This window comes from Plantactinospora endophytica, assembly GCF_016862915.1.
Classification (GTDB): domain Bacteria; phylum Actinomycetota; class Actinomycetes; order Mycobacteriales; family Micromonosporaceae; genus Plantactinospora; species Plantactinospora endophytica.
The window spans coordinates 59,397-74,300 of sequence record NZ_BONW01000024.1; the positions used below are offsets into that span (position 1 = coordinate 59,397).

Sequence of the window (14,904 nt, forward strand, 5' to 3'; positions counted from 1 at the left end):
CCCCGAGGGCCGGAGCCGGACGACGGAGGTAGCACGCTGCGGGGCCGGGTGAGACGCTGCTCACCCGGCCCCGCGCGGCACCGCTCGGCCGCCCGCCTACCGCGAGGTGCGGTGCCCGTCGGCGGTTGGCTACCCTTGCCCCGTGCCGTCGCTGTTTCGCCGTAAGCCCACCGACCTCGTCGAGGAGGCCACCGCCGAGGTGACCCCCGCCGAGGAGTCCGCGTCCGCCCGCCCCCGGGGCTACACCCCGAGCAAGAAGGAGCTGGGTAGGGAGACTCCGAAGCGGCCGACCGCCGGGCGCCGCGCCGTCGGCGACACCAAGCCGCTCACCAAGCAGGAGGCGCGGGAGCGGCGCCGGCAGTTGCGCGCCGAGTCGGCGGCCGAGTTCCGCAAGGAGGGCGGTCCCCGGGACCGGGCCCCGGAGCGCGGGCTCGCCCGCGACGTGGTGGACTCCCGGCGTACGGTCGGCACCTGGTTCTTCGGCGGCGCCCTGGTGGTGCTGATCGGTTCGGCGAACACCATGCCACCGGAGGTGCGGTTCGCCTCCAACCTGCTCTGGGGGCTGCTGGCGATCGCCCTGGTGGTCGACTCGGTGTTGATCTCACGAAAGATCAAGAAGCTGGTACGGCAGCGCTTCCCCAACACCGACCAGCGGATGGGCTCGCTCTACCTCTACGCGATCATGCGCTCGATCACCTTCCGCCGGATGCGTGCCCCGGTCCCCCGGGTCAACCTCGGCGACAAGATCTGAGCCACGTCGGCCGGGTCACGTCAGCCGGCTCACGTCAGTCGGGTCACGTCCCGCTGCTCAGTCCGCTCTGAGCGCGTTGTCGAACGAGCAGTGTGCCCGGGAGTCAAGAACGTGACTCTCAGGCACACTCGTGCACGGAGACATGATCTCCCGCCGCAGGCTCGGCACGGCCGTCCGCTCACGAGACGCCGAGCAGCCAGATCCGCCCACGAGACGCCGAGCAGCCGGACCCGCTCACCGAACGCCGAGCCGTCAGAACCGCCCACCAGACGCCGAGCGGCCGAATCCGCTCACGGAACGCCGAGCAGCCTGAGCAGCGCTGCCGTCCCGGCCGCCGCGACCACCACCGCCACGAACGGGGCACGCCGCCAGGCCAGCACGGCACCGACCAACACCCCGGCCGGTCGGGCGAACCCGGCGAACGCGCCCGCCTCGGTCAACGCGGCCGTCACCGCCAGCGCCGCGAGCAGGGCCGCCGCCGCCATCGGCAGCAGCCGGTGCACGTCGTCGGGCAGGGCCAGCCGGTCGCGCAGCACCACCCCGGAGAGCCGGAAGGCGTACGTGCCGACGGCGAGGGCCAGGATCACCGCGATCAGCATTCCCACTCCCGGTCTCGATCAGGTCTGTTCCGTCGAGCGGCCGGACGGGTCAGCACGGCCGTTCCCGGGTCCGCCGGGGCAGCAGCAGTACGGCCAGGCCGGTCAGCGCCAGCAGCACCGGCAGGCCGGCCGGCAGGAACGGGGTGACCAGCAGCGCGACGGCCGCTCCGGCCAGGGCCACCCGACGGGTCTCCGGCTCCCGCAACGAGGGCAGCAGCAGGGCCAGCAGTCCGGCCGGGAAGGCGGCGTCCAGCCCGAGCCGGTTCGGGTCGCCGACCCGGCTGGCCAGCAGCACCCCGAGCAGGGTGCCGACGTTCCAGGCCACGAAGAGGATCGTGCCGGCCAGCCAGAACGCCCGGCGCCGACCGGCCCGCCCGGGTTGGGCCAGCGCGAACGCGGTCACCTCGTCGGTCAGCAGGTGGCTGCCGAGCAGCCGGCGCCACCACCGCCGCCCGAGGGCGTCGCCGAGCGCCAGCCCGAACGGCAGGTGTCGGGCGTTGAGCAGCAGTCCGGCGAAGACCGCCGCGACCGGACTGCCGGCCGCGATCAGCCCGACGGCGACGAACTGGGCGCCGCCGGCGTACAGCAGGGTGGACAGGGCGACGATCGCCGGCACCGGCAGGCCGGCGGCCAGGGCGACGGCACCGAAGGAGGCGCCGACCGCCACGATCGCGATCGCGATGGCGCCGATGTCCCGGAGCAGCGCACGGGTCGGGGGCGCCGGCTCGGGTGTCGCCGTTCGTTCTGCCGTACGCATGGTTCAAAATAATGAACACGCCGAGACTGTTCGTCAAGCCGAACGGATGGACCGATGGATCGAACGCAGCCTCGTCCCGACAACTCCCCGGTACCCGCCATCGCCGCCGCGCTGCGCCGGGAACGGGAACGGGTCGGCATCTCCCTCGCCGAGCTGGCCCGGCGGGCCGGGATCGCCAAGTCCACCCTGTCCCAGTTGGAGGCCGGCACCGGGAACCCGAGCGTGGAAACGGTCTGGGCGCTCGGGGTGGCCCTCGGCGTGCCGTTCAGCCGGCTGGTCGAGCAACCACCGCCGGCCGTACGGGTCATCCGGGCCGGGCACGGCCCCGGGCTGCGCTCGCAGCAGGCCGAGTTCACCGGCACCCTGCTGGCGGCCGGTGCCCCGCAGGTACGCCGGGACATCTACCTGATCGACCTCGAACCCGGCCCGGTACGCGAGGCGGCGCCGCACATCCCCGGCAGCGTCGAGCACCTGGTGGTGGCGGCCGGCCGGTTGCGTACCGGACCGGCGAGCGACCCGGTCGAACTCGGCCCCGGCGACTACGTGGCGTTCCCCGGCGACGTCCCGCACCGCTACGAGGCGCTCGCCCCCGGCACCTTCGCCGTACTGGTGATGGAGCACCCCTGAGCCACGTCGCCAGCCGGAGCCGGGGTCGGAGCCGGGGTCGGAGCCGGCGCTCGGTAGAGCCGGGCGACGACGTCCTCGATGTCCGGCTCCTCGATGGCGATGTCCCGCAGCGCCACCAACCGGGCCAGCCCGGCCACCACCTCGGACGCGGTCGCCGACTCGCAGGCGAAGACCAGCCGCCGCCCGTCCGCCTCGACCCGCAGCAGCGGGGCGCCGGGCAGCACCGGCGGCTCGGCCAGCGGCTCCTCCAGGTCGGCCACCACCCGGCGGCGGGAGCCGTACCGCGCGTGCAGCGCCTCGATCGACCCGTCGTGCACCACCCGGCCGTGGTCGATCACCACCAGCCGCCGGCAGAGCCGCTCGATGTCGGCCAGGTCGTGGGTGGTCAGCACCAGCGTGGTGTCGCCGGTGGCACCGAGTTCGGCCAGGAAGGCCCGGACCGCCTGCCGGCTCACCAGGTCCAGCCCGATCGTCGGCTCGTCCAGGAAGAGCACCTCCGGCCCGTGCAGCAGCGCGGCCGTCAACTCGCCCCGCATCCGCTGGCCGAGCGAAAGCTGCCGGACCGGGATGTCGAGGAAGCCGTCCAGGTCCAGCTCCGCCCGGCAGCGGCGCAGCCGGGCGGCGTGCTCGGCCGCCGGTACCCGGTAGACGTGCCGGAGCAGGTCGAAGGAGTCCCGCAGCGGCAGGTCCCACCAGAGCTGCGAGCGCTGCCCGAAGACCACCCCGATGCGCAGCGCCAACCGGACCCGCTGGGCCACCGGAGGCAGCCCGCAGACGCGTACCTCGCCGGACGACGGGCTGAGCACGCCGGTCATCATCTTGAGCGTGGTGGACTTGCCGGCGCCGTTCGGGCCGATGTAGCCGATCATCTCGCCGCGCCGGACCGTCAGGTCGATCCCGTCGACCGCGCCGACGACCCGCTTCGTCCGGCGGAACCGGCCGGCCCGGACGCGTACCACGAACTCCTTGCGCAGGTCGCGGGCCTCGATCACCGGGGCGTCCGGCGGAAGGGCGGTCACGAGCCGGTGCTCCGGTAGTGCCGGACGCCCAGCCGCCAGACGGTCGCGGCGACGGCGGCGACCGGCAGCGCGACCGCCGGGGCGACCCAACCGACCCACTGCGGCAGGCCGAGCGGGTCGGCCCGGCCGAGCAGCGCCAGCGCCGGGTAGTAGGCCACGAATCCGAACCCCATGCCGTACGCGAAGACGGCTCGGAACCAGCCACTGTAGACAGTCATCGGGTACGTGGTGAAGTCCCGCCCGCCGTAGGTGAACGCGGCTCCCACCTCGCCGGAGTCGATCCACCAGAACGACAGCGACGCGGTGGCCACGAAGATCGCGCCGAAGAAGACCACCCCGGCCAATGGGGTCAGCACGGCCAGCGCCACCCGGGCCGGTGTCCACGACAGCTCGGCGGTGGCCAGCGCGACCACGAGTACGCCGATCCCGAACACGGCCCGGGAGGTCTTGCGCAGCGGCAGGTCCATCAGCAGCAGTTGCGGCAGTGCGCCGAGCGGACGGACCAGCACCGCGTCGAACAGCCCGGTCCGGACGTACTGGCGGAGCCCGTCGACGTTGCCGACCGCGAGGTCGGCGGTGGCGAAGGCGGCCGACGAGAGGCCGACCATCACCATCGCCTCGGTCCGGTCGAAGCCGCCCAGCTCCCGGGTGACCCGGAACAGCACCAACACGGTGAGCACGTCCAGCACGGTGGCACCGACGTTGCTGACCAGGTCCACCACGAACGAGGTGCGGTACGACGCCTGCGACCGGGCCTGCCCGCGCAGCAGCGCCAGATAGGCCGGCAGCCGGCTCCGCCCGTGCGCCCACTCAGCCACCCTGCACCACCAGTTTGCGCTCGGCCCGGCGCTGCACCCGTCGACAGGCCAGCAGGATCAACCCGGCCCAGAGCACCTGTACGCCGACCATGCCGGCCTGGATCCCCGCGCCGTCCCGCTCGACGAGTACGTCCAGCGGGGTCTGCAGCAGGCTCGGGAACGGAGTCGCCAGCCACAGCGGTACGGCGGCCCAGTCCGGCAGGAAGCGCAGCGGAAAGTAGAGCCCGGCCAGTACCCCGGAGCTGAGCGTCCAGAGGATCATCGCGCCCCGGGCGTCGTACAGCCAGTAGGCGGTGGCGTTCACCAGGAACCGGCAACCGAAGCAGATCACCACCGCCAGCCCCACCGAAAGTACGAACAGCGGCACCGTCTGCCACCGGCTCGGCAGTACGAGGTCGAAGAAGAGCAGCCCGGTGAGTACCGGCGGAAGGAAGCGGGTCAGCAGCGCGTACCCGGCCCGGCCGAGGTCGGTGGCCAGGTAGCTGACCACGGGGTGCACCGGGCGCAGCAGGTCGCTCGCCACCTCACCGGTACGGATCCGGTCGGCCAGGTCGGTCCACCGCCAGAGCAGCACGACGGCGAGCAGGCCCTGTCCTACCCAGACGAAGGTGGCCAACTGGGCGGGGCTGTAGCCGGCCGCCACACCACCGGCACCCGCCGCGACGGCCAGCAGGACGTAGCAACGGAGAAAGCCGAAGACGGTGTTGGTGAAGGCGCCGGCAACGGTAGCTTGCCGATAGGTAGAGTACCGACGGAACCCTGATCCTGTTATCGCAGCAAATGTCCGGAACCATGGGATGATGTTTCGGCCGATGGGTGGTGCCACAGTGGCGGTGACCGAGCCCACGCCGTTACCCTCCTTCCGCGACCACGCTGCACCGAGCCGGGTGACTTTACCCGGAACGCCCGGCTGCCCAGCGAGATTTTTCGACGAGGTGACACCCCGTGAGTGAGCGACGCGAGCCGGCTTCCCCGGCCGCGTCGCGCGCGGTTCGGAGGGCCGCTCGCGGCGCCGCGTCCGGCGTCGGCGACGGCGGTCGGGTCCGCACATGTCCCGGGACCAGGCGCCGAACCACGGATATCGGTTCGGACCGCCACGAATTCCGACGGAGTCGGGACATCCGCGACGGCGTCGGCCGGGACGGCCGCGCGGTCGGCCCGGAGACCCGCCTTCCCGTGTCGGCGGGACGGCGCACCCTCGCCCTGCTACGCCCGGGATCGCCGGTATGAGCGGCCGATACCCCGGCCGCTGGGGTGAGCCCGCCGAACCGTCCTGGGTGGTCGAACCGACCGCCGAATGGGAGCCGCAGTTCCCCGGTCAGCGCTATGCCGGCGACATCGGCCTCCAGCGGCGGCGACGCCCCGCCGGCCGGGCATCCGTGCCGACCGGCCGGGCCAAGGTGCCCCCGCCGGGTAGCCGGCCCGGCGACGCGGAGCCGCTCGGCCGGCCCGAGGCGCTCCCGAACGGGCGCCCGGAGCCGATCCCGAACGGCCGTACCGAGGCGGTTCCGAACGGGCGCCTCGACGCGCTGCCCAACGGACGTTCCGACACGGGATCGCGGGGCCGCTCCGACGCGCCGCCGCACGGGCGTACCGCACAGCCGGCCGGTGCACATCCGTCGGCGCGGTCGGACGGGCCGCCACGCGAGACGCGTACCGGACGACTCGACCGTTGGGACAACCGGTCCACGGGCTGGAACCCGTCGCCGGACTCCCGGGACGACGCCCCGGACTTCCGGGACGAGCCGTCGAACGGGCGCGGCCGGCCGCCGGTGGAGTACCGCACCGGTGGTTCGGTGCCGGTCGGCCGGGACGACCGGCGGTCGCCCGGCGGCGAGCCCGGGCCGCGCGGCGGTCGCGGCGACAGCGGCTTCGCCGGCGGCCGTGCCGCGTCGAACCAGGACCCGCACCGCTCCGGAGACGACCGGCCGGGCCGCTCCGGCGCACCGCCCGAACGGCGCGGACGGTGGCTCACCGGACCCGCGTCGGAGGAGACCCAGCCGCTGCCGGACCGACGGGGGATGCCGTCCGAGGACCGCCCCGGACCACGGGACGGCCGGGGCCGGGTCGGCCCGGGTGGTGGCCGCCCGGCGCAACTGCCGGCCGCGTACGACGGCTCCTCCGGACCGGACCGCGCCGACGGTTGGGCGGCGCGCGCCGCCGGCCCGCCGACTCCGGGCGGTCGTGAGGTGCCGCCCGGTCGTACCCCGCCCCGGGGCCGCCCCGACCGGCCCGGCTCCGAACCTCCGGTCCGGCGACCCGCCGCGGGGCCGTCCGGCGCACCGAGCTGGCCCGCCCAGCGTGGCCCGGCCCAGGAGCCGCCGCGCGAGGGACGGCGCTTCCCGGACCCGGGCTCCGGCCGACCGCCGGCACGCGACCCGCGCGGCACGGATCCGGCCGTCCGGCCGGGCCCGGTGCCCCGGGGCGACCGGGTCGGACCGCCACCACCCGCCGTCGAACGACCGGCCGCCGAGGTGGCACCGGACTACGGCCGACCGGACCGGATGCCGGTCTCCGGCGCCGACCGGACGCCGCCCGGCGCCGACCGGACGCTGCCGCCCGGTACCGACCGGATGCCGCCGCGTACCGGCCGACGGGACGACGCGCCGATCCGCCCGGACCGGGACAGGACGGCCGGATACCCGGCCGTCGCCGGGCCGGCGAGCCCGCCCGACCGGGTCGGGCCGGCAGTGCCGCCCCGGTCCGTGGAACCGGCCCGCGCCGCCGAGCAGCCGCGTCCGGTCGAGCCGGCCCGCAGGATCGAGCCGACGCAGCCCGTCGAGCCGGTACGCCGGGTCGAGCAGTCCCGGCCCGTCGAGCCCCGCCCGGTCGAGGCCGGCCGCCCGGTGGAGCCACCCCGCCCCGTCGAGCCGCCCCGCCCGGTCGAGGCAACCCGCCCGGTCGAGGCAACCCGCCCCGTCGAGCCGCCCCGCCCCGTCGAGGGTGTACGGCCCGTCGAGCCGCCCCGCACGGTCGAGGCAACCCGCCCGGTCGAGCCGCCCCGGCCCGTCGAACCGCCGCGCTCCGTCGAGCCTCCGCGCCCGGTCGAGAGTGCCCGGCCCGTCGAGCCGCCCCGGCCCGTCGAGCCAACCCGTCCGGTCGAGCCGCCGCGTCCCGTCGAGACGGCTCGGCCTGTCGAGCCACCTCGTCCGGTCGAACCGACCCGCCCATTCGAACCGACCCGGCCGCTGGAGCCGGCTCAGGCGCTGGAGCCGGCTCAGCCGGTAGAACCGACCCGGCCCGTGGAGCCCGCCCGTCCGGCCGACCCGGTACGGGCAGCCGAGGCGGCCCGTACCGCCGAACCGGGCCGGGCCGTCGACCAGCCCCGCCGGGTCGAGACGGGACCGTGGCCCGCACCGCCAACCGCGACACCACCACCGGCGCCACTGCCACCGACCACACCGCCACCGGTCTCGTCGACCGCACCACCGTCCACGCCGAGCGCACCGCCCACGCCGAGCGCACCAACCGAGCCGTCGCGCGAGCGGGCCGGGGGCTGGTTGACCCCGAGCACGTCGCCCGATCCGGCGGCCCGGCCGCCCCGGCAGCCGTCCGCCGACGAGACCGGTCAGCGCCCGCCGGTCAGTCCGCCCCCGACCACGGGACTCCGCCTGGAGTTCCTGCCCGCGCCCACCCCCGCCGGCACACCACCGACGACCACCCCCGCCGTGACCGAACCGCCCGCCAGCCCCGTTGCGGGCGCAGCGGTCGGGCCCGACAGCGGTACGCCGGTCGAACCAGCCGCCGCCACCCCGGCGGCGGATCCTGTCATCGAACCCGCCTCGCCCTTCCCGTCGTCCGGTCCTCCGATCGAACCGGCCGGCGCCGGACCCGTACCGGAGCCCGGGCGGGCCACCGACCTGAGTGAGACTCCCCCACCCTCCATGCCTAAGACCGGACCTGTCGCGGACCACGCCCCATCCGGGCCGCTCACCGACGCCGCCCCGGCGGCCCCCTCCCCCACCGTGCTCGGCACCGACCCCGCCGCCCTCGACGAGGACGGCGCCAGCGGCACGACCGGCCCGGACCGGCCGCGCGACGACGGCCCGGCGCCGTCGGCCGCCGCGCCGGCACCGCCGCCGGCCGGTACCCCGGTGTCCGACCAGGCACCGCCGCCGGACGACCCGGCTGGCGCACCGGCCCAGGCCGGCCCGCCAGAGGCCCCGGCCACTGCCGGCCCGCCGGACGGGGCATCGGCCTCCGATCCGCCTGCCGCCGGGCCATCGCCGGCCACCTCGGCGTCCGGGTCACCCGCTGCCGTGCCCACCTCCGGGCCACCGGCCGCCGCGCCCACCTCCGGGCCACCGTTGGCCACCTCGCCGCCCGGCTCGCCGGTCGCGGCGGCCAGCCCCGACACGGTGCTGCCGACCGGCCCGGCCGCCGGGGCCGCCACCGCGCTGAGCGCGCCCACCATGCTCACCCCGATCATCCGGCCGGGCGAGAAGCGCGGCGCCGCCGAGCCGGAGCCCGCCGCCGACGTTCCGGCGGAACCGCCGGCCACCGACCCGGAACAGGTGCTGGCGTCGTACGAGTGGCGGTTCCACCACGAGACGCTGCGGGAACTGGTCGAGGACCCCGACTCGCTGCGGGCGATCCGGGACCGGTTGACGGAGAAGCTCGAACCGGCGAAGGACAACGGCACCCGGGCCCGGCTGCTGAGCCTGCGGGCGGTGGTCTCCCGGATCCTCGGCGAGCTGGGCAAGGCACTCGCCGACGGCAAGCTGGCGCTGGCCCACGCAGAGGCGACCGGCCAGTTGCGCCGGATCGCGATCGCGCAGGCCCGGTTGGCGCACGTCCTCCAGTGGCGCGGCGACTTCGCCGAGGCGGACCGGCTCTTCGAGGAGGCGAACTCGTCCGAGCTGCCGGACCGGCTGCGCGCCACCATGCACGAGCACGCCGGCCGGTCCTGTTACGACCAGGGCCGCTACATGGAGGCCTGCAACCACTTCGAGAAGGCGCTGGAACTGCGCAAGGTCGAGGACCCCGACCTGATCGCCCGGACCGAACTGGCGCTCGACGCCGTGTTCAACAAGGTCGCCCAGAACGGCTGGGGCCCGTACCCGCGCGAGCGGGACGAGATCCTCCAGGTGCACCGACCACCGGTGCCGAAGTTCAGCGAGAAGGTGCAGCGCTGGGGGTACGCCGACCCCGACGGCCAACTCGCGATCGCGCCGAGCTACGCCGACGTGCAGCCGTTCCGGGACGGAGCGGCCTGGGTACGCCGGCCGGAGACCCGCACCTGGGAACTGATCGACGAGACCGGTGAACTGCTGATCGAGGCGTCGGCCGGATATCTCGGCGTCGGCTCCTTCTCCGACGGGCTGGCCTGGGTGTCCCGGGACGGCACCGGCGGCTGGATCGCGATCGACAAGTCCAACAAGGTGGTCATCCCGACCGGCTTCGAGGACGTACGCCCGTTCCGGCGGGGTGTCGCCGCCGTCCGGCGGGGCGGCTGGGGCGCGGTCGACCGGACCGGCAAGGTGGTGCTGCCGACCCGGTACACCGGCTTCACCACGGCGCTCACCGACGGCCGGTACGTCGACGGCTTCACCGACGAGGGGCTGGCGATCGTCGACGCGGGTGGCCGCAAGGGCGTGGTCGACCGGTCCGGGCAGGTACTGGTCACGCCGGCCCATCCGGCGCTGGTCATCCACCCGGTCGCGTTCCTTGTCGGTAACGGTGCCGGGCAGTGGGGTGCGCTCGACCGCCGGGGCGAGCCGCTGATCGACCCCGTCCATCCGAGCCGGAACGACGTGATGGAGGAGATCGACCGGCTGCTCGCCGACACCAAGCCGGTGCTGTGAGGCCATCAGCCGGTGCGGTAGGGGCGGCGAGCCGGTGCGATGCGGCAGCGAGCCACGGCTGTGATCTGCGTTCCCCACGCCGTCGCCCGAACTGATCCACTCGGGGTACGGGGACTAGGGTCGACGGTATGGAATTCCGACACCTTGGCCGCTCGGGCCTGCTGATCAGCGAGATCGCGTACGGAAACTGGCTCACCCACGGCTCCCAGATCGAGGAGGAGGCCGCGCTCTCCTGCGTACGCGCGGCGCTGGAGGCGGGCATCACCACCTTCGACACCGCCGACGTGTACGCCGGCACCAAGGCGGAGTCGGTGCTGGGCCGGGCCCTCAAGGGCGAGCGCCGGGAGGGTCTGGAGATCCTCACCAAGGTCTACTGGCCGACCGGCCCGGGCCGAAACGACCGGGGTCTGTCCCGCAAGCACATCATGGAGTCGATCAACGGCTCGCTGCGCCGCCTACAGACCGACTACGTCGACCTCTACCAGGCGCACCGGTACGACTACGCGACGCCGCTGGAGGAGACGATGGAGGCGTTCGCCGACGTCGTGCACTCCGGCAAGGCGCACTACATCGGCGTCTCGGAGTGGAAGGCGTCCGAGATCCGGGCCGCCCACGAGCTGGCCCGCGAGCTGAAGATCCAGCTCGTTTCCAACCAGCCGCAGTACTCGATGCTCTGGCGGGTCATCGAGGGCGAGGTCGTGCCGACCAGCCAGGAGCTGGGGATCAGCCAGATCGTCTTCTCGCCGATCGCCCAGGGCGTGCTGACCGGCAAGTACCAGCCGGGTCAGGAGCCGCCGGCCGGCTCCCGGGCCACCGACACCTCCGGCGGCGCGAACATGATCAGCCGGTTCATGTCGGACGAGGTGCTCAGCCGGGTGCAGCGGCTCAGGCCGCTGGCCGAGCAGGCCGGGCTCAGCATGGCCCAGCTCGCCGTCGCCTGGGTGTTGCAGAACCCGAACGTCGCCGCGGCGATCATCGGTGCCTCCCGCCCGGAGCAGGTGCACGACAACGTCAAGGCGGTCGGCGTGAAGCTCGACGCCGAGCTGCTCAAGGCGATCGACGAGATCGTCGACCCGATCACCGAGCGGGACCCGGCCAAGACGCAGAGCCCCGCCAAGCGGGCCTGACCGCCGGCAGAACTGCCGAAGGCCCCCGTCCGGCGCGTGCCGGGCGGGGGCCTTCCGCGTGACGTCCGGGTCAGCCCTGCCAGAAGCGGATCAGGCGCAGGCCCTCGGCGTAGAGGTAGTCGGGCAGGCCGATCAGGTCGCCGACCGCGAAGACCCCGTCGAAGAACCAGCCGCCGATCCGCGGGTTCCAGAGCAGCGCGAAGAGCAGGAGGAAGCCGTACGGGGCCATCAGGTCGTAGCCGCGCCGCCACTGCGGGTTCAGCCACGGCTGGATCACGTTGCCGCCGTCCAGGCCCGGTACCGGCAGCAGGTTGAGCAGGCTCGCGGTCACCTGGAGGAAGGCGAGCAGGGCGACGCCGGACCAGAACTCCGGGCGGGCGAAGACGTCCACGCCGACCGCGAACGGGACGACCAGCAGCAGCGCGAAGATCACGTTGGTGGCCGGCCCGGCCAGGCTGACCAGCGAGTGCCGGAGCCGGCCCGGGATCTCGTGCCGGTCCACCCAGACGGCACCGCCGGGCAGGCCGATGCCGCCGAGCAGCACCACCACCACGGGCAGGATGATCGACAGCAGCGGGTGGCTGTACTTCAGCGGGTTCAGGGTCAGGTAGCCCCGGTGCGCCACCCCCCGGTCACCGGCCCGGAACGCCACCACGGCGTGTGCGTACTCGTGCAGACAGAGCGAGACCAGCCAGCCGGAGACGACGAAGAGGAAGACGTCGAGGCGTACGTTGCCGAACCCGTTCCACGCCATCGCACCGCTGGTCACGAAGAGCGCCACCAGGGCCAGGAAGATCGGGCTCGGCCGGAACGCCTCCGGGGGTACGCCGAGGACCAGCCGGTCCCGGCCGCGTTGGTCGAAGTTCATCGGCGTCACTCGGCCACGGGCAGCAGGCTCATCCGGTATTCCACCCGCTCGTCCTCGACCAGCAGCACCGAGGCGACGCCTGTGGCGGCGAGTTCGCGCCAGGTCTGGCCGATCCAGGACTCGGCGTCGGCCTGGCTGCTGAACGCCTCGGTCGGCCCGTTCACCGGACCGCCGTCCGCGCTCTCGTACCGCCAGCTCCACGGCATGTCGCGTCTCCCCTCGCCGATCTTCCGTGCCGACAACCTCCGCCAGCCTAGTCGGCCGGCCGGTACGAGCCGACCAGAGCGGTCCGGAGCCGTCGCGCACCCGTACCTCACCGTGGGGTCTCCCAGCCGAGCGCTCTAAGGTACGGGCATGTCCGTTGACGGGTGGAGCAGGCTCCTGGTGCTGGGCGGGATCCGGTCCGGCAAGTCCGAGTTCGCCGAGTCGCTGCTGAAGGACGTACCGGTTGTCCGTTATGTCGCTACAGCCGCGACCGACCCGGACGACCCCGACTGGTCGGCCCGGATCGACGCACACCGGCTCCGCCGGCCGGCGGGCTGGACGACCGAGGAGGCCAACGCCGACCCGTCCCGGCTCGCCGAACTGCTCGCCGGGGCCGCACCCGGTGACACGCTGCTCGTCGACGACCTCGGCGGCTGGGTGACCGTGCTGCTCGACCCGGCGCACCAGCCGGCCGACGACGTCGCCACCATCGACGAACTCGGCGCCGCGATCCGGGCCTGCCCGGCCCGGCTGGTGCTGGTCAGCCCGGAGGTGGGGCTGTCGATGGTGCCGGTGACCCCGCTCGGCCGGGCCTTCGCCGACGCGCTCGGCACCGCCAACCAGACGGTCGCGGACGCCTGCGACGCGGTGGTCCTGGTGATCGCCGGGCAGCCGGCCTGGCTCAAGGCCGGCGCGGACCCGGAGCCGGACCGAAACGCATCGGCGGGGGGCGCCGGCCAGCCCGGCGTACCGGTCCAGGCCGACCGGGGCACCGCCGACCGTACCCCGGCGCCGGCACAATCGGCCTGGACCGACGTGCTCGGCGCGGTGCCCCAGGTACTCCGGCCGACCGTGATCCCGGCGCCGGCACCGGAGCCCGCCGCACCGGCCGGCACGGGCTGGACCGCGCCGACCATGGCGCTGCCGATGGTCGCCACCGGCCTCAAGATCCAGGCCGGGATGGACCTGCCGATGCCGGACGAGTACGCCGGCCCCGCCGCCGTCGACCGGCTCGGCACGCTCGACCTGCCCGGCGGCGGCCTCGGCCGGCTGGACCGGGTCGTCTCGTTCGCCGCCGCCACGCAGGCTACGGCGACCCCGAAGCCGTGGCGCTCGGTCCGGGTACTGCTGCTGCACGGCGACCACTCCGGCGGAGCCGCCGCCGGTTCGGTGCCCGGCGAGTCCGCCCGGCGGGCCGACCAGGCCCGCGAGGGGACGGGGCCGATCGCCCGGTTGGCGGGCGAGGCCGGCGCCAGCCTCCAGGTGGTGGAGGCACCGCTGGCCCGCCCGATGGAGGACGGCCCGACGCTGACCGGGGACGAGGTCGAGGCTGCCCTGCGCTACGGCTGGCGGCTCGCCGAGGAGGCGGTGGACGCGGGGGTCGAACTGCTGGTGCTGGCCGCCTGCGGCGCCGGTACCGAGGCCGCTGCGGCAGCCGTACTGGCCGCCACGGCCGGCGCCGAACCGGCGGCGGTACTCGGCCGGGTGCTGGCGTTCGGCGGTCGGGTGGACGACGAGGCGTGGATGCACCGCTGCGCGGCCGTCCGGGACGCCATGCACCGCACCCGGCGCAACCCCCGGGACGCCAAGGACATCCTCGCCGAGCTCGGTGGCGGTGACCTCGCGATCGCCACCGGCATCCTGCTCGGCGCGACGGCCCGGCGTACCCCGGTGCTGCTCGACGGGCCGGTCGGGGTGGCGGCGGGCCTGGTCAGCCGGGACCTCGCCGGCCAGGCCCGGCACTGGTGCCTGCTGCCGGACCACGGCGACCATCCGGCCGTCAAGCTCGGCGCCGACGTGCTCGACCTGGAGCCGCTGCTGGATCTGCGGCTCGGCCTCGGCGAGGGTGCCGCCGCGCTGGCCGCGCTGCCGCTGCTGCGCGCCGCGCTGACGCTCGCCGGCACCCTGCCGGTGCACCCCACCCTGGCCACCGACGAAACAGCCGGTCCAGCGCCCGACGAGCTGTCCGGGCCTGCCGGCGACGGGTCGTCCGCGTTTGCCACCGACGGCTCGTCCGGGTTTGCCACCGGTCTGCTGGCCGGCGCGGCGACCGACAGGGCGACCGGGCCGACCCCGGGCGAGCTTCCGGCGGACAGCCCGCCGGTGCCGGACCCGGCCGAGCCGTGGGCCCCGGAACCGGCGGCGCCGACGCCGCAGCGGCCCGGCCGGGACGGCGACGACTCCGACGACGACCACGAGTTCATCGAACCGCCGCCGGCCGGCCCCGGCCCGACCACCAGCCCCGAGGACCCGGCGGCGGGCACCCCGCCGCCGGAACAGAACTCGGTGGACCTGCCGGGGCAGAGCACGGCGGACCTGCCGGGGCAGAG

At 74.8% G+C, this 14,904-nt stretch carries 12 protein-coding genes; 5 read left to right on the forward strand and 7 right to left on the reverse strand.

What is annotated here, in order from left to right; all coding sequences use genetic code 11:
• The first annotated feature begins 142 nt into the window (after window positions 1-142).
• On the forward strand, window positions 143-751 hold the full coding sequence (locus Pen02_RS25335) for a DUF3043 domain-containing protein (RefSeq protein WP_203868588.1): 609 nt from the start codon (window positions 143-145) through the stop codon (window positions 749-751).
• 290 nt (window positions 752-1,041) lie between these two features.
• Here the strand turns inward: Pen02_RS25335 and Pen02_RS25340 are convergent, their stop codons facing one another.
• Entirely contained in the window at window positions 1,042-1,350 is a 309-nt protein-coding gene (locus Pen02_RS25340; RefSeq protein ID WP_203868589.1) for an AzlD domain-containing protein, read from the reverse strand.
• A gap of 49 nt (window positions 1,351-1,399) precedes the next feature.
• Window positions 1,400-2,107, reverse strand: coding sequence for an AzlC family ABC transporter permease (locus Pen02_RS25345; RefSeq protein WP_203868590.1), 708 nt, complete (start codon window positions 2,105-2,107; stop codon window positions 1,400-1,402).
• A gap of 54 nt (window positions 2,108-2,161) precedes the next feature.
• Here Pen02_RS25345 and Pen02_RS25350 point away from each other — a divergent pair, with 54 nt between their 5' ends.
• On the forward strand, window positions 2,162-2,734 hold the full coding sequence (locus Pen02_RS25350) for a helix-turn-helix domain-containing protein (RefSeq protein ID WP_203868591.1): 573 nt from the start codon (window positions 2,162-2,164) through the stop codon (window positions 2,732-2,734).
• Here Pen02_RS25350 and Pen02_RS25355 read toward each other — a convergent pair.
• From Pen02_RS25355 to Pen02_RS25365, 3 genes are read right to left on the reverse strand one after another with little or no spacing between them, the layout of a single operon-like run.
• On the reverse strand, window positions 2,680-3,753 hold the full coding sequence (locus Pen02_RS25355; protein WP_275413606.1) for an ABC transporter ATP-binding protein: 1,074 nt from the start codon (window positions 3,751-3,753) through the stop codon (window positions 2,680-2,682). The two genes, Pen02_RS25350 and Pen02_RS25355, sit on opposite strands and share 55 nt — an antisense overlap.
• Window positions 3,750-4,571: an ABC transporter permease gene (locus tag Pen02_RS25360; RefSeq protein WP_239141269.1), complete on the reverse strand. Its 822-nt coding sequence runs from the start codon at window positions 4,569-4,571 to the stop codon at window positions 3,750-3,752. The genes Pen02_RS25355 and Pen02_RS25360 overlap by 4 nt, the downstream gene beginning before the upstream one ends.
• Window positions 4,564-5,418: an ABC transporter permease gene (locus tag Pen02_RS25365; protein ID WP_203868592.1), complete on the reverse strand. Its 855-nt coding sequence runs from the start codon at window positions 5,416-5,418 to the stop codon at window positions 4,564-4,566. The genes Pen02_RS25360 and Pen02_RS25365 overlap by 8 nt, the downstream gene beginning before the upstream one ends.
• A gap of 379 nt (window positions 5,419-5,797) precedes the next feature.
• Between Pen02_RS25365 and Pen02_RS42625 the strand changes: the two genes are divergently transcribed.
• Window positions 5,798-10,375: a WG repeat-containing protein gene (locus Pen02_RS42625; RefSeq protein WP_275413607.1), complete on the forward strand. Its 4,578-nt coding sequence runs from the start codon at window positions 5,798-5,800 to the stop codon at window positions 10,373-10,375.
• Window positions 10,376-10,503: 128 nt separating this feature from the next.
• On the forward strand, window positions 10,504-11,502 hold the full coding sequence (locus Pen02_RS25375) for an aldo/keto reductase family protein (RefSeq protein WP_203868593.1): 999 nt from the start codon (window positions 10,504-10,506) through the stop codon (window positions 11,500-11,502).
• 70 nt (window positions 11,503-11,572) lie between these two features.
• Here the strand turns inward: Pen02_RS25375 and Pen02_RS25380 are convergent, their stop codons facing one another.
• Window positions 11,573-12,370 (reverse strand): site-2 protease family protein, encoded by a 798-nt coding sequence (locus Pen02_RS25380; RefSeq protein ID WP_203868594.1) that lies wholly within the window; start codon window positions 12,368-12,370, stop codon window positions 11,573-11,575.
• A gap of 5 nt (window positions 12,371-12,375) precedes the next feature.
• Window positions 12,376-12,576 carry a hypothetical protein gene (locus Pen02_RS25385; protein WP_203868607.1) on the reverse strand — a complete coding sequence of 67 codons (201 nt, stop codon included), beginning with the start codon at window positions 12,574-12,576 and terminating at the stop codon, window positions 12,376-12,378.
• 148 nt (window positions 12,577-12,724) lie between these two features.
• On the opposite strand from Pen02_RS25385, the gene Pen02_RS25390 reads away from it, so the two are divergent.
• Window positions 12,725-14,904: bifunctional adenosylcobinamide kinase/adenosylcobinamide-phosphate guanylyltransferase (locus Pen02_RS25390; RefSeq protein ID WP_203868595.1), on the forward strand; the 2,180-nt coding region annotated here is incomplete at its 3' end.